The organism is Roseateles sp. P2_H4, from assembly GCF_056403315.1.
This window is the reverse complement of record NZ_JBFUFR010000040.1, coordinates 1-18546: the sequence shown is the minus strand read 5'-3', so window position 1 is coordinate 18546 and position 18546 is coordinate 1. Positions and strand designations below refer to the sequence as shown.

Below are 18546 nucleotides of genomic sequence, written 5' to 3'. Positions count from 1 at the left end.
TTGTCTCCTATTGGTAGTTGCCGGCGAGCTTGAACAGATGATCCTTGGATGCGGGCTCAAGGTAGGGTAGCAGCAGGCTCAGCGCGTGGAAGGCGCCGCGCATCAGTGCGGCGCCCGCGCGGTCGGGCTCCAGTGCACGGCGCGGGTCGCGCACGTATTCGTAGCTCAGCCAGTAGCTGACGACGACAACCATGGCGTTGGCCGTTGGTGCGGCTTCGCGCAGGTCCATCTTCAGCGCGCCGCCCAGGTGCAGGCCCGACAGCACATGGCGCATGGCCTGCTCCTTGCCTGCGAGCAGCGTCTGGAAGTGCGTCTCCAGTCGGCGGTTCTTGAACAGCAGGTCGTTCAGGTCGCGGTAGAGGAAGCGGTGCTTCCAGATCAGCTCGAACAGCATGTGGAAGAACAGCCAGGCGTCCTCCACATTGCGCACGTTGTCGGCGGCGGCCAGCAACTCGTTGAGCTCGGCCTCGTAGCGGCCGAACAGCGCATTGACGAGCTCGTCCTTGGCCGGGTAGTGGTAGTAGAGATTGCCCGGGCTGATCTTCAGTTCGGCCGAGATCAGCGTCGTCGATACATTGGGCTCACCGAAGCTGTTGAAGAGCTCCAGGGTGACCTCCAGGATGCGTTCGGCGGTGCGGCGGGGGCGTTTGGGGGTCGGCATGCTCAGGGCATTCTGGCAGCGATCAGCACCGAAATAGGGACGACTTTTAGAATCGCGCCCCATGCCGAATTCAGCCTCCCCGCCCGCCATCTCCTTCGAGAACGTCAAGAAAACATACCGGGGAGGGCAGGTGAAGGCGCTGGACGGCGTCAGCTTCGACATCCATTGCGGTGAATTCTTCGGCCTGCTGGGGCCCAACGGCGCCGGCAAGACGACGCTGATCAGCGTGCTGGCCGGCCTGGCCAAGGCCACCGAGGGCCGTGTGCGCGTGATGGGCCACGATGTGGTCGACGACTACGCCGCTGCCCGCAAGGCCCTGGGCGTGGTGCCGCAGGAACTGGTGTTCGACCCCTTCTTCAGCGTGCGCGAGTCGCTGCGCATCCAGAGCGGCTATTTCGGCGTGCATGGCAACGACGACTGGATCGACGAGCTGCTGCACAACCTGGGCCTGACCGACAAGGCCAACGCCAACATGCGCCAGCTGTCGGGTGGCATGAAGCGCCGCGTGCTGGTGGCTCAGGCCCTCGTGCACCGCCCGCCCGTCATCGTGCTGGACGAGCCGACGGCCGGTGTCGACGTCGAGTTGCGCCAGACGTTGTGGCAGTTCATCGCCCGCCTCAACAAGGAAGGCCACACGGTGCTGCTGACGACGCACTACCTCGAAGAAGCCGAGGCCCTGTGCCAGCGCATCGGCATGCTGAAGAACGGCCGCATCGTCGCGCTGGACCGCACCTCGCAGCTGCTGGCCGGCACCGCATCGACGATGCTGCGCTTCAAGACCGATGCGGCGCTACCGCCGGACATTGCGGCGCGCGCCCGGGTGACGGGCCGCATCGTGCAGGTGACGGCGCATGACGCCGCCGAGGTCGAGACCACGCTGGCCGCGCTGCGCGCCGCGGGCGTGCCCGTCGAAGACCTGGAGATCGGCCGTGCCGACCTCGAAGACGTGTTCCTTGAAATCATGCAGGGAGAACACGCATGAATGGCGCCTCCACCCTCTTCAAGAAGGAAGTGCTGCGCTTCTGGAAGGTTGCCTTCCAGACCGTCTGCGCCCCGGTGCTGACGGCCGTCATGTACCTGCTCGTCTTCGGCCACACGCTGGAAGACCATGTGAAGGTCTACGACAGCGTCGGCTACACGCAGTTCCTGATCCCCGGCCTGGTGATGATGAGCGTGCTGCAGAACGCCTTCGCCAACAGCTCGTCCAGCCTGATCCAGAGCAAGATCACCGGCAACCTGATCTTCCTGCTGCTGACGCCGCTGTCGCCTTCGGCCTGGTTCGTCGCCTACGTGGGCGCCGCCGTCGTGCGCGGCCTGGCGGTGGGGGCGGGCGTGCTGCTGGTGACGGCCTGGTTCGCGCCGCCGGGCCTGGACAACGTCCTGTGGGTGCTGACCTTCACGGTGCTGGGCGCCGGCCTGATGGGCACGCTTGGGCTCATCGCCGGCCTCTGGGCCGAGAAGTTCGATCAGCTCGCGGCCTTCCAGAACTTCATCATCATGCCGATGACGTTCCTGTCGGGCGTCTTCTACTCGGTGCATTCGCTGCCCGGCTTCTGGCAGGGCATCAGCCACCTGAACCCCTTCTTCTACATGATCGACGGCTTCCGTCGCGGCTTTTTCGGGGTCAGCGATGTGTCGCCGTGGCTGAGCCTGGGCGTCGTCGGCGTGAGCTTCGCGGTCACCGCCGGGCTGGCCTTGTCGCTGCTGAAGCGGGGCTACAAGATCAGGTCATGAGGGGCGAGACCCTCGACTGAGGGGCCCTCGTATCGGTGCGCCGCGGCCATTTCGCCGGGCTGCCGCCCCTACGATTTCGGATTCACCAAAAAGATCAGCGCTGACTCGGCACCGCATGACGCTGCCGGCGCGCGAGGGAGGACTGTGGGATTGAAGCTTGGATATGCCCTGCTGGGCCTGGTGTTGGTCGGCTGCGGCGGTGGCGGCTCGGGGTCGACGCCAGCGCCGCAAGGCATGCAATTGGCTTTCACGCCGGGGACGCTCGAAGCGAGCTTCTACCAAGGCGAAGGGCCGACCTTCGAGGTTGCCGCAACCGCTGGGGGCGTGCTGCCGGACCCGGGCAGCCAGGTCAATGTCGGTGTGGTCGACGCGACCGGCGTGTTGCAGCCCGACGCGCAGATCATGCAAACCAGCAGCACGACGTTCAAGGCCACGCTCAAGGTGGCGCCGACCCTGGGTGCCGGCGTGCACAAGGGCGCCATCGTCGTGCGCGCCTGTCTGGACGACCCCCGCACCTGCGCCAGGCCCGTCGCCGGTTCCCCCTGGAACCTGAGCTACAGCTTCACGGTGCGGCCCGAGACGGATGCGCATGTGCTGGCTCCCCTGCCGGACTCGAGCAACCACTTCGGCAGCGCCGGTCACAACGCCCTGTCGAGCGCCGTGCTCGACCCCTCCCGCTTCAACAGGCGCTGGAGCAATGCGAATGCCTTTGCCAGCCTGCCTTCGGCTGCGGGCGGCGGCCAGCTGTTTGTCACGGGCTGGACGACGCTGACGGCGTACAGCGAGCGCGACGGCACGCAGACCTGGCAGCGCAATTTTGAGGACGCGCCAGTCACTGGCCCCACCTGGGCCGGAGATCGCGTGTTCATGATCACCACCTCGCGCGAGTCTCCCGCCGTCAGCACCTTGCGCAGCTTCGACGTCACGTCGGGCCAGCCGCTGGCTCAGGTCCAGTTGAGAGACCGTGTGTCGACCAGCGCCAACCCAGTCGTTCGCGACGGCAAGGTCTACGTATGCGAGTCCGCCTACTCGATGAGCCGCTTCGATGCGAAGACGTTGACGAAGGAGTGGACGGCGAGTCTGGACGGGATTGGCGGCAACCCGCTGTGTTCACCGGCGGTGGATGACCGCCATGTCTACATCTATCAGCAGGCAGGCTTTTTCATCCAGCAGCCCAGCCTGCAGGTTTTCGACCGGGACACAGGGGTGCGGCTCTTCTGGATCGCAGCACCCAGCGAAGGCTATGTGCCGCCGTCTCTGCAGCAGGCGCCCGTGCTGGGCCCCAATGGCCGCGTCTACTTCGCCTTGTGGTCCCCCTGGAGCGGGACTCCCTTCGTTTCCCGGCTGATCGCCTTCGACACCGTGAAGCGCAGCGTGCTGTGGAATGTGGTCGGCTCGCGTTTCAGCAGCCATGCCGTGGTCGGGAACGACGCCATCTACATCGTCAACGGCTCCTGGCTGGAAGCCCGTTCACCGGACACCGGAGAAGTGCTGTGGACGTGGATGAGCGGCGAGTCGGGGCTGGGTGACTTCGAGGGTGGGCTGGTGGTCAGCGGCAAGCACGCCTTCGTGTCCAACTTCTGGCGGACCCTTGCCGTCGACCTGACGACGCGCAAGGAAGTCTGGCGGGACAACGGCGGCGGCCCCATGACGTTGTCGCCCAACGGTGCCCTGTATGTCCAGAGGCACTTCGACGGCGGCATGCGGGCCTTCAATCTGCAGTGAGGCCGGCGTTTCTGACGGGTGCTTTGCGCATGCCCGAAGAGGGCAGCGCGAACCCTCTCTAAAGGGTGCTTTGCGCAGCGCCGAAGGGCGCCGCGCGAACCCTCTCTAAAATCCCGGGTTTCTCCCAAGGACCCGTGATGGCCGACCCGACCCCGCAAGAAGTGCGCGATTTCATTGCCGCAGGCCTGCCCTGCGCGCATCTGGAAGTCGAGGGCGACGGCCGCCACTTCTTCGCCACCATCGTGTCGGACGAGTTCAACGGCCTCTCGCGCATCAAGCGCCACCAGCGTGTCTACGCGGCCCTGGGCGAGCGCATGCGCGAGCAGATCCATGCGCTGTCGATGAAGACGCTCAGCCCCGAAGAGTGGAGCGCCCAATGAGCGCCGTTGACCGCGGCCTGACCCTCGCGCTCTCCAAGGGCCGCATCTTCGAAGAGACCTTGCCGCTGCTGCGCGCCGCCGGCATCGAGGTGCTGGAAGACCCCGAGACCTCGCGCAAGCTCATCCTGCCGACCAACCGAGACGGCGTGCGCGTGGTGCTGGTGCGTGCCAGCGATGTGCCGACCTATGTGCAATACGGCGGCGCCGACCTCGGCGTGGCCGGCCGCGACGTGCTGCATGAGCAGGCCCTGGCCCAGGGCGGCTCGCATGGCCTCTACCAGCCGCTGGACCTGAAGATCGCCCGCTGCCGCATGAGCGTGGCCACGCGCGCCGACTTCGACTACGCCGCGGCCGTCAAGCAGGGCTCGCGCATCCGCGTCGCCACCAAATACACCGAGATCGCGCGCCAGCATTTCGCCGACAAGGGCGTGCACGTCGACCTCATCAAGCTCTACGGCTCCATGGAGCTGGCCCCGCTGACGGGGCTGGCCGAGGCCATCGTCGACCTGGTCTCCACCGGCGGCACGCTGCGGGCGAACAAGCTCGTCGAGGTCGAGCAGATCATGGACATCTCGTCCCGCCTCGTCGTCAACCAGGCCGCACTCAAGCTCAAGCGCGACGCGCTGCGTCCGCTGATCGACGCCTTTGCCTCGGCCATCGCATGAAACTCGTTCGCCAACTCTCCACGGCTGATGCCGACTTCGCGACCGAGTTCGAGCGCCTGCGCTTCTGGTCGGCCGCGGACGATGCCGCCATCGAAGCCCGCGTCGCCGAGATCCTGGCCGATGTGCGCGAGCGGGGTGATGCTGCCGTGCTGGACTACACCGCGCGCTTCGACCGCGTGACGGCCGACAAGGTCGCCGCGCTGGAGATCACGCAGGCGGATTTGCAGGCCGCGCTGGCCTCGATCACGCCGGCCCAGGCCACCGCGTTGCAGGCCGCCGCCAAGCGCGTGCGGGCCTATCACGAGCGCCAGATGGAGGCCTGCGGGCGCAGCTGGAGCTACCGCGACGAGGACGGCAACCTGCTCGGCCAGAAGGTCACGCCGCTTGACCGCGTCGGCATCTATGTGCCGGGCGGCAAGGCGGCCTATCCGAGCAGCGTGCTGATGAACGCCATCCCCGCACAGGTCGCGGGCGTTGGCGAGATCATCATGGTCGTGCCCACGCCTGACGGCGTGCGCAACCCGCTGGTGCTGGCTGCTGCGGCCGTGGCCGGCGTGCACCGCGTGTTCACCATCGGCGGCGCGCAGGCCGTCGCGGCCCTGGCCTACGGCACGGCCACCATCCCGCGCGTCGACAAGATCACCGGCCCTGGCAACGCCTACGTCGCCTCGGCCAAGAAGCATGTGTTTGGCCAGGTCGGCATCGACATGATTGCCGGCCCCAGCGAGATCCTCGTCATTGCCGATGGCACGACGCCGCCCGACTGGGTGGCCATGGACCTGTTCAGCCAGGCCGAGCATGACGAGCTGGCCCAAAGCATCTTGCTCAGCCCGGACGCTGCCTTCCTGGATGCCGTCAGCGCCAGCATGGAGCGTCTTGTCGAAGAGATGCCGCGCGAGGCCGTCATCCGCGCCTCGCTGGCCGGCCGCGGCGCGTTGATCCTGACGCGCTCGATGGAAGAGGCCTGCGAGATCAGCAACGCCATCGCACCCGAGCACCTGGAGATCAGCGCCGCCGAACCGCAGCGCTGGGAGCCGCTGCTGCGCCATGCCGGTGCCATCTTCATGGGGGCCTACACCAGCGAATCGCTCGGCGACTACTGCGCCGGCCCCAACCATGTGCTGCCCACGGCCGGCACCGCACGCTTCTCGTCGCCGCTGGGGGTCTACGACTTCCAGAAGCGCAGCAGCCTTATCGAAGTCAGCGCCGAGGGCGCGCAGGCCCTGGGCCGTATCGCCAGCGAATTGGCTCACGGCGAGGGCCTGCAGGCCCATGCACGTGCGGCCGAGATGCGCTTGAAATGACTCTCAGGACGACTCGCTCGGCGCAGCCTTGAACGGGCTGCGCTCCGGCGGCTCGTCGTGTTCGGCCGTCTTGGTCAGGGCGGTGGTGATCCAGTTCAGCGCCGACACGCGGTGCCGCACCGCGCAGCTCAGCGGCTCGGGCTTGCAGCCCATCTTGGCCTTGGGCTCCAGCGCCGTGCGCCCCAGGCTCAGCCGGGCCGAGCCGAAGGCGATGGCGTCCTGCACGGTGGATTGCAGCAGCGTCAGATAGATGGGCGCATCGACATTGGCAGCGCGGTCGTAGCCGATGTAGTAGCCCAGCGCCGTGGCACCGTCATGCACGCTGGTCACGAAGCCCAGCCAGCGGCCATCGGCCGTTTCGGCGACGCGGCAGCGGAAGCGCGTGCCCAGCGCCTTCGCCATCGCTGGCAGGTAGTGCGGTGACAGCGTCGCCAGCCGCAGGCCCTGTGCCTGGTGTACCTGGCCGTAAAGGGCGTGCAGCTCGTCGGCGCGCGCCAGCATCTCCTCGGCGGTCGCCAGCCGCAACGTCAGTCCCGCGCCGGCGCAGTCCTTGATGAGCTTCTTGGCGGCGCTGCGATAGCCCGAGGTCATGCTGGCCAGGTAGTCGTCCCAGCTGCGCCATTCGGGGCGCAGCGTCAGCACCATGTCGGGCTCGGTCTCGACGCTGCGATAGCCCAGCAGGCGCAGCGCCGACGGCACTTCTTCGAGGGCCATGCCGAGATCTTTGATCAACGCGAAGTCGGACTGGCCATCCAGCTTGTCGGCGCGGCGCAGCCTGTAGATGGCTTCGCAGACCGCATGCCAGAGCTGGCCCTCATCGGCGTGCGGCGCCAGCGCCATGGCGCGCGCACCCCAGACGAGCAGATTGCCGCAGACCAGCAGATGTTCCTTGAGCCCGGCCATGGGTGCATCGACCAGTTTTTTCTTGCTGCCGGGCTTGCGCAACTGGGCGCCGCCCACGGCCACGCGCTGCAGCAACAGGGCCGCCACCGGCACGCCATCGGCATAGGCCATGGCATAGCGCGGCTCGACGTTGTCTGGCGCATGCTGCTCCAGCACGCGGAGATAGTCGCGGGACAGGAAGACCGTCTGCGCGGCCAGCGCGTCCCAGTGCACGGGGTTCAGGAAGTCGACGCGGTCGGCCAGCACCAGCTGCAGGCCGGAGGCTGTGCGCCGTGCGACGCGCCGGGCCTTGATGTCCTGCAGGGCCTGGACGGGATTGACCTGCTGGGGCTTGAGCTTGCCGAGGGCGCGGCCGGTGCGCTTGAGCTTGGCGACGGTGGCTTGCAGGGGCTTCTTGGCGAGAGGTGACAAAGGCATCGATGAAGGGGTGACGACGGGATGCAAAGGCTAACGCAGGCGGCATCTCAGGATTGGATAGGCAGTGTCGATTCGGCTACGCTGGCGCATGCCTCTGCGTCGCCGCGATCTCCTGCTGTCTTCGGGCGCCGTTCCGCTTGCCGCCGCCCATGGCGCGCCGCGTCGCCTGCGCATTCCGCATGTCTCGCCCAAAGCCGAGACGGAGCACAGCTATGCCGCCGTGCTGCTGGAGCAGGCCCTGGCCGCAGCCGGCATGCCGGTCACGCTGAATCCCACGGCCGGGTTGATTCCGCAGAACCGCGCGCTGCAGGAGCTGGGCCGGCACCGCCAGCTGGATGTGCTCTGGACCATGACCTCGGTCGAGCGCGAGCAGCAGGCCCAGCCCGTCCGCGTGCCCATCTTCAAGGGCCTGTACGGCTGGCGGCTGTTGCTGGCATCGGCCGAGGTGGCCTCACGCATGGGCGAAGTGCAGACGCTCGACGAGCTGCGGCGCTTCTCCATGGTGCAGGGCCTGGAATGGCCCGACACGGGCATCCTGCAGGCCAACGGCCTCAACGTCATCGTGTCGCCCAGCTACGACGCGATGTTCAAGCAGCTGCGCCTGGGGCGCGCCGACGGCTTCCCGCGCTCCGTGGAGGAGGTCTGGTGGGAGCTGGAGCGCTACGGCCAGGGCCTGAGCGTCGTGCCCAACATCTGGCTGCACTATCCGGCCGCCATCTACTACTTCGTCTCCTTCGAGGAGCCCGAACTGGCCGCCGCCATCGAGTTGGGCCTGAAGCGCCTGCGCGCCAGCGGCGCCTTCGACAGCCTCTTCATGAAACACCACGGCGAAGACCTGGCCCGCGCCAAGCTCGGCTCGCGGCGGATCATCGAGCTGCGCAACCCACTGATGCCTTCGCAGACGCCACTCGACAAGCCCGAGCTCTGGTATCGGCCTTAAGTGCGGGTTATTTGGACACGAAGTTCGTGCAACACGAACTTCGTGTAATCTCCGGCTCATGAAGAACGTCACCGTGTCTATGGACGACGCCGTGGCCGAATGGGCCCGGCTGGAGGCGGCGCGACGCAACACCAGCGTCTCCCGCCTGCTCGGCGAACTGCTGGCCGAGAAGATGCAGCATGACGATGCCTATGAACGCGCCTTGCAGGACTGGCTGCATCGTGAGCGCGCCTGGGCCTCGGACGGGCATCCCTATCCCGGCAGACAGGTGCTGGGATGAAGGATCCCGTCTTCGTCGACACCTCGGTCCTGCTCTTCAGCGAGGACGGCGCCCGCCCCGCCGAGCGCGAGCAGGTGCTGGCCTGGCTGCGGTCGCTGTGGGCCGCCCGCACCGGCCGCGTGTCGGTGCAGGTGCTGAACGACTTCTACCTGCTGGCCACACGCCAGATCAGCCCGCCCATGCCCCAGGGCGATGTGCGCGCCGAGGTGCGCCGCTACCAGCATTGGCGGCCCTGGGGCGTCGACCAGGCGACGGTCGAATCCGCCTGGTCGCTGGAAAGCCGCTTCGGCCTGCCGTTTGCCGACGCCCTCATCGTCGCCAGCGCCAAGGCCCAGGGCTGCACCCGCCTGCTCAGCCTCGCCCTGCCGCATGACGCCGTCTACGACAGCGTGCAGGTCCTCAACCCTCTCGTCACCGCGCCATGACCACTTCGCTGGACCAAGCCCTCGCCCGGATCCGCCCCGACGTGCGCGCCGCCCACGCCTATGCCGTGCAGCCCAGCACCGGCCTGCTGAAGCTGGACGCGATGGAGAACCCCTACCGCCTGCCGCCCGAGCTGCAGCAGGCCCTGGGCGCACGCCTCGGTGCCTTGGCGCTGAACCGCTACCCGGCCGAGCGCACCGCCGAACTGGCGCGGGCCCTGGCCCGTCATGCCGGCGTGGGTGACGACGTGGGTGTCACCCTGGGCAATGGGTCGGACGAGCTGATCGGCCTGCTGACCATCGCCGTCGCCAAACCCGGCGCGACGGTGCTGGCCCCCTTGCCCGGTTTCGTCATGTACGAGGCGCTGGCGCGCCAGCAACGGTTGGACTTCATTGGCGTGCCGCTGCGCGCCGACGACTTCGAGCTGGACGAGGTGGCCATGCTTGCGGCCATCGAGAAGCACCAGCCGGCGCTGATCTACCTGGCCTATCCCAACAACCCGACCGCCACGCTGTGGGACGCCGCCGTCATCGAGCGCATCGCCCAGGCCGCGCCGGGCCTGGTTGTCATGGACGAGGCCTACCAGCCTTTCGCCAGCGCCGACAGCCTGGCGCTGATGGCCCGCCAGAAGAACGTGCTGGTCATGCGCACCATGAGCAAGTTTGGCCTGGCCGGCGTGCGCATCGGCTATCTGCTGGGCGCGCCCGAGCTGGTCGAGCAGGTCGAGAAGCTGCGCCCGCCCTACAACATCAGCGTGCTGAATGCGGAAGCCGCCTTCTTTGCGCTCGAGCATGCCGACGTCTACGCCGCGCAAGCCGCCGAGCTGCGCCAGCAGCGCGAGCGCCTTTACAGCGCCCTGCAGGCCATGCCCGGTGTCACGCCATGGCCAAGCCAGGGCAATATGATCCTTGCGAGGGTGCAGGACGCGGCCGCCACCTTCGCGGCACTGAAGGCCCGGGGCGTGCTGATCAAGAACGTCTCGGCCATGCACCCGCTGCTCGCGAACTGTGTGCGCCTCACGGTCGGAACGCCCGACGAAAACACCCGCCTGCTGGCTGAACTCCCGAGCTGTCTATGAACGCCCCTCGCATCGCCGAAGTCACCCGCAACACCCGCGAGACCCGCATCACCGCGCGCATCAACCTCGACGGCACGGGCCAGTCCAAGCTGCAGACCGGCATCGGCTTCTTCGACCACATGCTCGACCAGATCGCCCGCCACGGCCTGATCGACCTGGACATCGCCTGCGAAGGCGATCTGCACATCGACGGCCATCACACGGTGGAAGACGTCGGCATCACGCTGGGCCTGGCGGTTGCCAAGGCCGTCGGTGACAAGGCCGGCCTGACGCGCTACGGCCACAGCTATGTGCCGCTGGACGAGGCCTTGTCGCGCGTCGTCATCGACCTGTCGGGCCGCCCGGGCCTGCACATGGACGTCAAGTTCACGGCCGGCAGCATCGGCGCCTTCGACACCCAGCTGACCTTCGAGTTCTTCCAGGGCTTCGCCAACGCCGCGCTGGCCACGGTCCATATCGACAACCTGAAGGGCCACAACGCCCACCACCAGGCCGAGACCATGTTCAAGGCCTTCGGCCGCGCGCTGCGCATGGCGACGACGCCTGACCCGCGCTCGGCGGGTGTCATCCCGTCGACCAAGGGATCGCTGTGACGCGAACCGTCGCCGTCGTCGATTACGGCATGGGCAATCTGCGCTCGGTGTCCCAGGCCGTCATCCATGCGGCCCAAGGCCAGGGTTTCGAAGTCGCCATCACCTGCGACCCCGCCGTGGTGCGCGCCGCCGAACGTGTCGTGCTGCCCGGCCAGGGCGCCATGCGCGACTGCATGCGCGAATTGGCCGATTCGGGCGTCAAGGAAGCCGTGCTGGAGGCCGCCGCCACCAAGCCGCTGCTGGGCGTCTGCGTCGGCATGCAGATGCTGCTGGACCACAGCGAGGAGCAGGACACCCCCGGCCTGGGCCTGATCCCGGGGCGCGWGCAGCGCTTCCGGCTGGAAGGCCGGCTGCAGGAGGACGGCAGCCGCTTCAAGGTGCCCCAGATGGGCTGGAACCGCGTGCACCAGCCGCGTGCCCACCCGGTGTGGGATGGCATTCCGGACGAGAGCTGGTTCTACTTCGTCCATAGCTTCTACGCGACCACCGCGTTGCCGCAGCACAGCGCCGGCGAGACCGACTACGGCACTCGCTTTACCTGCGCGGTGGCCCGGGATAACATTTTTGCGACCCAATTCCACCCCGAGAAAAGTGCCGCGCTGGGCCTCGCCCTCTATCGCAACTTCCTGCACTGGAAACCCTGAACGGGTCTGCGCTTTCTCGTCCTCCGCCTTCCTCCCCCTCCAGCCCCTCAGCCCCCGGCCATGCTGCTGATCCCTGCCATCGACCTGAAAGACGGTCGCTGTGTCCGCCTCAAGCAAGGCGACATGAACGACTCCACCACCTTCGGCGAAGACCCCGCCGCCATGGCGCGCCGCTGGCTCGACGCCGGCGCGCGGCGGCTGCACCTGGTGGACCTGAACGGTGCCTTCGCGGGCAAGCCGGTCAACGAGCCGGCCATCAAGGCCATCATCAAGGAGATCGGGGACGAGATCCCCATCCAGCTCGGCGGCGGCATCCGTGACCTCGACACCATCGAGCGCTACCTGGACGACGGCCTCTCCTACGTCATCATCGGCACGGCCGCGGTCAAGAACCCCGGCTTCCTGAAGGACGCCTGCAGCGCCTTCGGCGGCCACATCATCGTGGGCCTGGACGCCAAGGACGGCAAGGTTGCCACCGACGGCTGGAGCAAGCTCACGGGCCATGAGGTCATCGACCTGGCGCGCAAGTTCGAGGACTACGGCATCGAAGGCGTCATCTACACCGACATCGGCCGCGACGGCATGCTGACCGGCATCAACATCGAGGCCACGGTCAAGCTGGCCCAGGCCCTCACCATCCCGGTGATTGCCTCGGGCGGCCTCTCGGACATCGCGGACATCGAACGCCTGTGCGCCGTCATGGGCGACGGCGTCGAAGGCGTCATCTGCGGTCGCTCCATCTACACCGGCGCGCTGGACTTCACGGCCGCCCAGGTGCGGGCGGACGAGTTGATCGCTGCGGCCGGCTGACCGGTCAGCGTTGGAGGCTGCGGCGACGCAGCACCAGCAGGCCCAGGCCGGCCAGCATCAGCGCATAGGTCTCGGGTTCGGGCACCGGGGCCAGCGTGAAGAAGGTGCGGATCTCGCCGCCGGGCACGTTGGTGGTATGGATGTTCAGGTAGGCCTTGCCGTCCGCGAGGCCAGACATCAGGCCGGCAAAGGCCAGCGCCGTGTCGCCGTGGAAGGTGGAGGCGTTGTTCAGGAAGGCGGAGTTGTAGCTGGCCGCCAGCGTCATGTCGAAGGTGTGGTCGTAGCTGCCAGACGTGCCGCCCAGCACCATGGCCGTGAAGGTCGGCGTGGTGGTGGCCACGCCGGCCGTGCCGGCCCCGGCGTTCACCGTGCAGCAGTGGATGTGTGCAGCCGTCACCGTGCCCAGCAGCCCCGTGTAGTCGAACTGCACGTGCATCGTCAGGTCATGGTCGTTGAACGTGACGGTGGCCATGCCGGTGCCGGGCGACGCATTCGCTGGCGCCTCCTTGGCGCCGGTCATGCTGCCGATGTACACCGTGTCGTGGGCGGCGGCTGGCAAAGCCAGCGCGAGCGCGGCGACAAGCAGGGCAGTGGCGGTGAGTCTCATCGTCGTCTCCGTGGGGTGGGTTGAGCAGCCGCGATTGGGCGATGCTTCACGGCCCCTGCGAAGACCTAATCAGGAAAGGAATAATCCAGGCTGGTTTTCCGTCCCCCTCCCATGCTCGCCAAACGAATCATTCCCTGCCTCGACGTCACTGCCGGCCGCGTGGTCAAGGGCGTCAACTTCGTCGGCCTGCGTGACGCGGGCGACCCGGTGGACATCGCCGCCCGCTACAACGAGCAGGGCGCCGACGAGCTGACCTTCCTCGACATCACGGCGACGAGCGATGGCCGCGATCTCATCCTGCCCATCATCGAAGCCGTGGCCAGCCGGGTCTTCATCCCGTTGACGGTAGGCGGCGGCGTGCGCGCCGTGGCCGACGTGCGGCGCCTCCTGAACGCGGGTGCCGACAAGGTCAGCTTCAACTCCGCGGCCGTGGCCGACCCCGAGCTGATCCGCGCTGCCAGCGACCGATACGGCGCCCAGTGCATCGTCGTCGCCATCGACGCCAAGCGCCGTGCCGATGGTTCGGGTTGGGACGTCTACACCCATGGCGGCCGCAAGAACGTCGGCCTGGACGCCGTCGTGTGGGCCCGCAAGATGGCCGAGTTCGGCGCCGGCGAGATCCTGCTGACCAGCATGGACCGTGACGGCACCAAGAGTGGCTTCGACCTCGAATTGACCCGCGCCGTGTCCGACGCCGTGCCCGTGCCCGTCATCGCCTCGGGCGGCGTCGGCTCGCTGGAAGACCTGGCCGACGGCATCACCAAGGGTGGTGCCGATGCGGTGCTGGCCGCCAGCATCTTCCATTTCGGCGAGCACACGGTGGGCGAGGCTAAGGCGCTGATGGCGGCTCGCGGCATCCCCGTTCGGCAATAGATGGGTGAAATTCGCATCATTGGCGGGCAGTGGAAGCGCTCCAAGCTGCCGGTTCCCGACCTGCCGGGCCTGCGCCCCACCGCCGACCGCATCCGTGAAACCCTCTTCAACTGGCTGGGTCAGACGCTGGACGGCTGGCGCGTGCTGGACGCCTTCGCCGGCAGCGGCGCGCTGGGGTTCGAGGCCGCCTCGCGAGGGGCGCTTGCGGTGGTGATGATCGAGCGCGAGGCCGCGTTGGTGGACGGGCTGCGCGCCAGCCAGAAGCGCCTTCAGGCCACGGCCATCACCATCCACCGCGCCAATGCGCTGAACTGGATGACGGCCAGCGCCGACCGCTTCGACCTGATCTTTCTGGACCCGCCGTTCGCGGACGATCTGTTCGGCCGCGCGCTGGCCGCTGCGCAGCCGCTGCTGGCGGAGGACGGACTGATCTATGTCGAGTCGCCCCACGAGATCGCCGCACCGGCCGGATTCACCGCCTGGCGCCAGGGGCGTGCCGGCGCCGTGCACTACCAATTGCTGCGGCGCGAGGACAATCCGACCTCATGACCTCGCGCATCACCATCACGGCCATCTACCCAGGCACCTTCGATCCCATCACGCTGGGCCACGAAGACCTGATGCGCCGCGCCGCCGGCATGTTTGAGCGCCTGGTGCTGGCGGTGGCTGTCGGCCACCACAAGAAGACCCTGTTCACGCTCGAGGAGCGCCTGGCCATGGCCCAGGAGGTGGCGGCACCGCTGGGCAATGTCGAGGTCATCGCCTTCGACGGCCTGCTGCGCGATTTCGTGCGTACCCACGCCGGCCGCGTCGTCGTGCGCGGCCTGCGCACGGGCGGCGACTTCGAGTACGAGTTCCAGATGGCCGGCATGAACCGCAAGCTCATGCCCGAGGTCGAGACCATCTTCCTGACGCCAGGCGAACATCACCAGTACACGTCCAGCACCTTCGTGCGCGAGATCGCGACGCTGGGCGGCGAGGTGGCGGAGTTCGTGTCGCCCGGAGTTCTCGCGCGCTTGAATGAGCGCTGCAAGAAAGGGGAGTGACGATGGCCTTGATGATTACTGATGAGTGCATCAACTGCGACGTCTGCGAACCCGCCTGCCCGAACAACGCGATCTCGATGGGCGAAGAGTTCTACAAGATCGAGCCGAGCAAATGCACCGAGTGCGTCGGCCATTTCGACGAGCCGCAGTGCGTGATGCTCTGCCCCGTCGCCTGCATCCCGATCAACCCCGCCCACATCGAGAGCCGTGAGGCGCTGATGCAGAAGTACCAGCGCCTGACGGGCACGGCCGCGGCCTAGCAACATCTCTCACGATTGCTCACGCCGGCAAGCGGCGTGCCTGCCTAGAGTCGCACCGCGACGCAGGAGGCAGCGTGGTGGACAACAACGCAGATACGACGGAGCTCGAGCAGGCGCCGCCTGATCCGAGCGCGGGCACGGCTTCGGCGGCCCTGGCGGCAGTAGCGCTGCTGGCCGCCTGCGGCGGAGGCGGTGGCGGTGGTCCCGGAACCGCCACGCCGGCCACGCCCGACCCCGCGCCGGGCGCACCGCCCGCGCCGCCACCCAGCCGGCGCGACGCCGCCCGCTTCCTGAGCCAGGCGAGCTTCGGCGCGACCGGCGGGCCCCAAGTCGATGCCCTTGTCGCCCAGGGTTTCGACGCCTGGCTGACCGCGCAGTTCGCCAGGCCCGCGGCCCTGCACCTGGACTATCTGAACGCCCAGCGCGGCCGCGACCAGCCCGCCGGCGAGAAGCCGCGGATCAGCGAGGAGATGAGCTACGAGGCCATCTGGCAGCAATGGCTGACCGGCGAGGACCAACTGCGTGCGCGGGTCACCTGGGCCCTGCTGCAGATCTTCGTCATCAGCAATATCGCGCCCGACATCCGCCCCGCGGCCATGAGCAGCTATCTGGACATGCTCAACCGCAACGCCTTCGGCAACTGGCGCACGCTGCTGCAGGATGTGGCCCTGCACCCTGCCATGGGCTACTACCTGAACATGCTGGAGAGCGAGAAGGAGAACGCGAGCAAGGGCACCCACCCCAACGAGAACTTCGCGCGCGAGGTGCTGCAGCTCTTCTCCATCGGCCTCATCCAGCTCAATGCCGACGGCACCCCCAAGCTCGACTCGGCAGGCAAGAGCCAGCCCACCTATGACGAGGCCGTCGTCAAGGGCTTTGCCAAGGCCTTCAGCGGCTGGAGCTTCGGTGGGCTGGACAACAGCAAGAACTCGCAGTTCCACAACCACGACGACAACATCGAGGCGCTGTGGACGGTGCCGATGAAGGCCTGGGCCAACTACCACTCACCGAGTGACAAGCTGCTGCTGGACGGCAAGACGCTGACTGGCGGCCAGACGCCCGAGCAGGACATGAAGGACGCGCTGGACGCCATCTTCCAGCACCCCAATGTGCCGCCCTTCTTCAGCAAGCAGCTCATCCAGCGCCTGGTGGCGAGCAATCCCAGCGCGGCCTATGTGGGCCGCGTCGCCGCCGTCTTCGTCAACGACGGCGCGGGCGTGCGTGGCAATCTGAAGGCGGTCGTGCGGGCCGTGCTGATGGACGCCGAGGCGCGCGGCGACAACCCCGCCGCCCATGTCGCCAAGCAGCGCGAGCCCGTCATCCGCTTCGCCAACATGCTGCGTGGCCTGGGGGCCAGGAGCGCCAGCGGCCTCAACCGCATCCAGTACCTCGACAGCAGCGACGACGCCCTCGGCCAGAGCCCGTTGCTGGCGCCCTCCGTCTTCAATTTCTATTCGCCCGCTTACCGCCCCGCCGGGCCTATCGCGGCGCAGGGCTGGGTGGCGCCCGAGTTCCAGATCAGCGGCGAGGCGGCCGTGGCCGGTTCGCTGAACTTCTTTGCCGACCTCGTCGAAGGCGGCGGCTATGGCTGGCCCGAGGAGCACCGCCTCAAGCTCGATCTCGCCAGCCTCGCGGCCCTCGACGCCGGGGCGCTGATCGACCGCCTCGACCTGCTGTTCTTCAACCTCGGCATGAGCGCCAGCACGCGCGAGCGCCTCAACACCCTCGTTGGTGCGATCAAAGGCAAGACCGACAAGGTCAAGGCTGCCCTGATCGTGACCGCCCTCAGCCCCGACCACGTCATCCAACGATGAAGCGCCGCCACCTGCTCCAATTGGGCGCGGCCGCGGCGCTCAACCCCTGGGCCCAGATGCGCGCCCTGGCCCAGACGGCACCAGCCGCGGGCGACTACCGCGCCCTGGTCTGCGTCTTCATGTTCGGCGGCAACGACGGCAACAACCTGCTGGTGCCGACCGACGCGCGCTACGCCGCCTACCAGCGCGCCCGGCCCAACCTTGCGCTGGACAGCGCCACGCTGCTGCCGCTGACACTCTCCAACGCTACCGGCCTGGGCCTGCATCCGGCTTTCACCGGCCTGCAAGGCCTGGTCAACGGTGGCCAGGCCAGCGTCATCGCCAACATTGGCCCGCTGCTGGTGCCGACGACCAAGGCGCAGTGGGACGCACGCAGCGTGCCCTTGCCCTACAACCTGTTCTCGCACAGCGACCAGCAGGGCGCCTGGCAGAGCGGTGTCGTCGAGGCGCCGCCGCGCAATGGCTGGGGCGGGCGGCTGCTGGAGCGGGCCGTGGCCGAGGGCCAGACGAATCGGGGCTACGCGGCCCTCAGCCTGTCCGGCGGCAACATCTGGGAAGCCGGCGACAAGGCGCTGACGCCCTATCGGGTGTCGGCCTCGGGCCGCTTTGGCTTCGACTTCTACAACCCCAATGCCAAGGCCGGCGGTGACCCGCTGTCGGCTGCCGTCGCCGCCACGCTGGCCGAGGCGCGCAGCCACCCCTTCGAGCAGACCTGGCTCAACATGATGAGCCGCAGCCTGGAGGTGCAGCGCACGCTGGCCGGCGCCCTGGCCAGCAGCAGCGTCACGACCGCCTTTCCGGATGCCGGCCTGGGTCGCCAGCTCGGCATGGCCGCCAAGCTCATCGCGGCGCGCAGTGCGCTCGGCCTGTCGCGCCAATGCTTCTTCACGTCCATTGGCGGCTTCGACACCCATGGCGACGACCAGTTGCAGCGCCAGAACGAGAACTTCACCGAGATCGACGGTGCCGTCACCGCCTTCAACGCCGCCATGGCCGCCCAGGGCTTGTCCGACAGCGTGACCCTCTTCAGCGCCAGCGACTTCGGCCGCAATCTGACGAGCAACGGCGCCGGCACCGACCATGGCTGGGGCAGCCACCACTTCGTGGTCGGCGGCGCGGCGCGTGGGTCAAATGGGGGCAAGCTGCTGGGCCGCATGCCCGACCTGACGATCAATGGCCCCGACGACGTCGGCCAGGGCGTGTGGCTACCGACGACGGCGACCGACCAGCTCGGCACCGAGCTGGCGCGCTGGTTCGGCGCCGATGCGACGACGCTGGCGGCCGTGTGGCCGCATGGCAGCGGCTTCGATCGCCTGGCCGGCTGGGCCTAGGGCCTGTTAACGCTACGGCAATGGGCCTGCCCGAAGGGTTGTGGCCAGAAAGGCCGCA

Annotated in this window: 22 protein-coding genes; 19 read left to right on the top strand and 3 right to left on the bottom strand. The window is 67.9% G+C overall.

The features are described from left to right. Positions 1-7 precede the first annotated feature (7 nt). Positions 8-661 (bottom strand): TetR/AcrR family transcriptional regulator, encoded by a 654-nt coding sequence (locus AC1DW3_RS24425; protein ID WP_477935780.1) that lies wholly within the window; start codon positions 659-661, stop codon positions 8-10. Positions 662-722: 61 nt separating this feature from the next. Between AC1DW3_RS24425 and AC1DW3_RS24420 the strand changes: the two genes are divergently transcribed. The 6 genes from AC1DW3_RS24420 (at position 723) to hisD (ending at position 6469) form a co-directional block, all read left to right on the top strand. Continuing rightward, on the top strand, positions 723-1643 hold the full coding sequence (locus AC1DW3_RS24420; protein WP_477935778.1) for an ABC transporter ATP-binding protein: 921 nt from the start codon (positions 723-725) through the stop codon (positions 1641-1643). Beyond that, complete coding sequence (locus AC1DW3_RS24415; protein ID WP_477935776.1) at positions 1640-2395, top strand: ABC transporter permease; 756 nt, start codon at positions 1640-1642, stop codon at positions 2393-2395. Before AC1DW3_RS24420 ends, AC1DW3_RS24415 begins: the two co-directional genes overlap by 4 nt. Before the next feature lie 150 nt (positions 2396-2545). Beyond that, complete coding sequence (locus tag AC1DW3_RS24410) at positions 2546-4120, top strand: outer membrane protein assembly factor BamB family protein (RefSeq protein ID WP_477935774.1); 1575 nt, start codon at positions 2546-2548, stop codon at positions 4118-4120. Between the two features lie 137 nt (positions 4121-4257). Beyond that, positions 4258-4500, top strand: a complete 243-nt coding sequence (locus AC1DW3_RS24405; protein WP_056193694.1) for a BolA family protein — start codon at positions 4258-4260, stop codon at positions 4498-4500. Continuing rightward, positions 4497-5165 carry an ATP phosphoribosyltransferase gene (hisG, locus tag AC1DW3_RS24400; protein ID WP_477935772.1) on the top strand — a complete coding sequence of 223 codons (669 nt, stop codon included), beginning with the start codon at positions 4497-4499 and terminating at the stop codon, positions 5163-5165. The genes AC1DW3_RS24405 and hisG overlap by 4 nt, the downstream gene beginning before the upstream one ends. Beyond that, positions 5162-6469, top strand: coding sequence for a histidinol dehydrogenase (gene hisD, locus AC1DW3_RS24395; protein WP_477935770.1), 1308 nt, complete (start codon positions 5162-5164; stop codon positions 6467-6469). Before hisG ends, hisD begins: the two co-directional genes overlap by 4 nt. Positions 6470-6472: 3 nt before the next feature. On the opposite strand, the gene AC1DW3_RS24390 is transcribed toward hisD, so the two are convergent. Continuing rightward, positions 6473-7789, bottom strand: coding sequence for a GNAT family N-acetyltransferase (locus AC1DW3_RS24390; RefSeq protein WP_477935768.1), 1317 nt, complete (start codon positions 7787-7789; stop codon positions 6473-6475). An 88-nt stretch (positions 7790-7877) separates the two neighbouring features. Here AC1DW3_RS24390 and AC1DW3_RS24385 point away from each other — a divergent pair, with 88 nt between their 5' ends. From AC1DW3_RS24385 to hisA, 7 genes are read left to right on the top strand one after another with little or no spacing between them, the layout of a single operon-like run. Then, entirely contained in the window at positions 7878-8729 is an 852-nt protein-coding gene (locus tag AC1DW3_RS24385) for a substrate-binding periplasmic protein (RefSeq protein ID WP_477935766.1), read from the top strand. A gap of 58 nt (positions 8730-8787) precedes the next feature. Next, a complete protein-coding gene (locus tag AC1DW3_RS24380) occupies positions 8788-9009 on the top strand; it encodes a CopG family transcriptional regulator (protein ID WP_477935765.1) in 222 nt (73 codons plus the stop codon). After that, positions 9006-9434, top strand: a complete 429-nt coding sequence (locus tag AC1DW3_RS24375; RefSeq protein ID WP_477935763.1) for a PIN domain-containing protein — start codon at positions 9006-9008, stop codon at positions 9432-9434. The genes AC1DW3_RS24380 and AC1DW3_RS24375 overlap by 4 nt, the downstream gene beginning before the upstream one ends. After that, positions 9431-10510, top strand: coding sequence for a histidinol-phosphate transaminase (gene hisC, locus AC1DW3_RS24370; RefSeq protein ID WP_477935761.1), 1080 nt, complete (start codon positions 9431-9433; stop codon positions 10508-10510). The genes AC1DW3_RS24375 and hisC overlap by 4 nt, the downstream gene beginning before the upstream one ends. Then, entirely contained in the window at positions 10507-11103 is a 597-nt protein-coding gene (hisB, locus tag AC1DW3_RS24365; protein ID WP_477935759.1) for an imidazoleglycerol-phosphate dehydratase HisB, read from the top strand. Before hisC ends, hisB begins: the two co-directional genes overlap by 4 nt. Continuing rightward, positions 11100-11747, top strand: a complete 648-nt coding sequence (gene hisH, locus AC1DW3_RS24360) for an imidazole glycerol phosphate synthase subunit HisH (RefSeq protein WP_477935758.1) — start codon at positions 11100-11102, stop codon at positions 11745-11747. Before hisB ends, hisH begins: the two co-directional genes overlap by 4 nt. Before the next feature lie 60 nt (positions 11748-11807). Then, positions 11808-12557 (top strand): 1-(5-phosphoribosyl)-5-[(5-phosphoribosylamino)methylideneamino]imidazole-4-carboxamide isomerase, encoded by a 750-nt coding sequence (gene hisA / locus AC1DW3_RS24355; RefSeq protein ID WP_477935756.1) that lies wholly within the window; start codon positions 11808-11810, stop codon positions 12555-12557. 4 nt (positions 12558-12561) lie between these two features. Here the strand turns inward: hisA and AC1DW3_RS24350 are convergent, their stop codons facing one another. Next, a complete protein-coding gene (locus tag AC1DW3_RS24350; RefSeq protein WP_477935754.1) occupies positions 12562-13164 on the bottom strand; it encodes a CHRD domain-containing protein in 603 nt (200 codons plus the stop codon). Positions 13165-13275: 111 nt separating this feature from the next. Between AC1DW3_RS24350 and hisF the strand changes: the two genes are divergently transcribed. From hisF to AC1DW3_RS24320, 6 genes are all read left to right on the top strand, one after another. After that, positions 13276-14037, top strand: coding sequence for an imidazole glycerol phosphate synthase subunit HisF (gene hisF, locus AC1DW3_RS24345; RefSeq protein WP_477935752.1), 762 nt, complete (start codon positions 13276-13278; stop codon positions 14035-14037). Next, positions 14038-14586 carry a 16S rRNA (guanine(966)-N(2))-methyltransferase RsmD gene (rsmD, locus tag AC1DW3_RS24340; RefSeq protein WP_477935750.1) on the top strand — a complete coding sequence of 183 codons (549 nt, stop codon included), beginning with the start codon at positions 14038-14040 and terminating at the stop codon, positions 14584-14586. Beyond that, on the top strand, positions 14583-15083 hold the full coding sequence (coaD, locus tag AC1DW3_RS24335) for a pantetheine-phosphate adenylyltransferase (protein WP_477935748.1): 501 nt from the start codon (positions 14583-14585) through the stop codon (positions 15081-15083). The genes rsmD and coaD overlap by 4 nt, the downstream gene beginning before the upstream one ends. Positions 15084-15085: 2 nt before the next feature. Then, positions 15086-15343, top strand: coding sequence for a YfhL family 4Fe-4S dicluster ferredoxin (locus tag AC1DW3_RS24330; RefSeq protein ID WP_477935747.1), 258 nt, complete (start codon positions 15086-15088; stop codon positions 15341-15343). A 77-nt stretch (positions 15344-15420) separates the two neighbouring features. Continuing rightward, positions 15421-17157 (top strand): DUF1800 domain-containing protein, encoded by a 1737-nt coding sequence (locus tag AC1DW3_RS24325; RefSeq protein ID WP_477935745.1) that lies wholly within the window; start codon positions 15421-15423, stop codon positions 17155-17157. Next, positions 17154-18488, top strand: coding sequence for a DUF1501 domain-containing protein (locus AC1DW3_RS24320; RefSeq protein ID WP_477935743.1), 1335 nt, complete (start codon positions 17154-17156; stop codon positions 18486-18488). Before AC1DW3_RS24325 ends, AC1DW3_RS24320 begins: the two co-directional genes overlap by 4 nt. Positions 18489-18546: the final 58 nt, after the last annotated feature.

Bases quoted from the DNA above. Each gene is read 5' to 3' on its own strand.
- AC1DW3_RS24425 (WP_477935780.1), bottom strand. From the start codon at position 661: ATGCCGACCCCCAAACGCCCCCGCCGCACCGCCGAACGCATCCTGGAG.
- AC1DW3_RS24420 (WP_477935778.1), top strand. From the start codon at position 723: ATGCCGAATTCAGCCTCCCCGCCCGCCATCTCCTTCGAGAACGTCAAG.
- AC1DW3_RS24415 (WP_477935776.1), top strand. From the start codon at position 1,640: ATGAATGGCGCCTCCACCCTCTTCAAGAAGGAAGTGCTGCGCTTCTGG.
- AC1DW3_RS24405 (WP_056193694.1), top strand. From the start codon at position 4,258: ATGGCCGACCCGACCCCGCAAGAAGTGCGCGATTTCATTGCCGCAGGC.
- hisG (WP_477935772.1), top strand. From the start codon at position 4,497: ATGAGCGCCGTTGACCGCGGCCTGACCCTCGCGCTCTCCAAGGGCCGC.
- hisD (WP_477935770.1), top strand. From the start codon at position 5,162: ATGAAACTCGTTCGCCAACTCTCCACGGCTGATGCCGACTTCGCGACC.
- AC1DW3_RS24390 (WP_477935768.1), bottom strand. From the start codon at position 7,789: ATGCCTTTGTCACCTCTCGCCAAGAAGCCCCTGCAAGCCACCGTCGCC.
- AC1DW3_RS24385 (WP_477935766.1), top strand. From the start codon at position 7,878: ATGCCTCTGCGTCGCCGCGATCTCCTGCTGTCTTCGGGCGCCGTTCCG.
- AC1DW3_RS24380 (WP_477935765.1), top strand. From the start codon at position 8,788: ATGAAGAACGTCACCGTGTCTATGGACGACGCCGTGGCCGAATGGGCC.
- AC1DW3_RS24375 (WP_477935763.1), top strand. From the start codon at position 9,006: ATGAAGGATCCCGTCTTCGTCGACACCTCGGTCCTGCTCTTCAGCGAG.
- hisC (WP_477935761.1), top strand. From the start codon at position 9,431: ATGACCACTTCGCTGGACCAAGCCCTCGCCCGGATCCGCCCCGACGTG.
- hisB (WP_477935759.1), top strand. From the start codon at position 10,507: ATGAACGCCCCTCGCATCGCCGAAGTCACCCGCAACACCCGCGAGACC.
- hisA (WP_477935756.1), top strand. From the start codon at position 11,808: ATGCTGCTGATCCCTGCCATCGACCTGAAAGACGGTCGCTGTGTCCGC.
- AC1DW3_RS24350 (WP_477935754.1), bottom strand. From the start codon at position 13,164: ATGAGACTCACCGCCACTGCCCTGCTTGTCGCCGCGCTCGCGCTGGCT.
- hisF (WP_477935752.1), top strand. From the start codon at position 13,276: ATGCTCGCCAAACGAATCATTCCCTGCCTCGACGTCACTGCCGGCCGC.
- rsmD (WP_477935750.1), top strand. From the start codon at position 14,038: ATGGGTGAAATTCGCATCATTGGCGGGCAGTGGAAGCGCTCCAAGCTG.
- coaD (WP_477935748.1), top strand. From the start codon at position 14,583: ATGACCTCGCGCATCACCATCACGGCCATCTACCCAGGCACCTTCGAT.
- AC1DW3_RS24330 (WP_477935747.1), top strand. From the start codon at position 15,086: ATGGCCTTGATGATTACTGATGAGTGCATCAACTGCGACGTCTGCGAA.
- AC1DW3_RS24320 (WP_477935743.1), top strand. From the start codon at position 17,154: ATGAAGCGCCGCCACCTGCTCCAATTGGGCGCGGCCGCGGCGCTCAAC.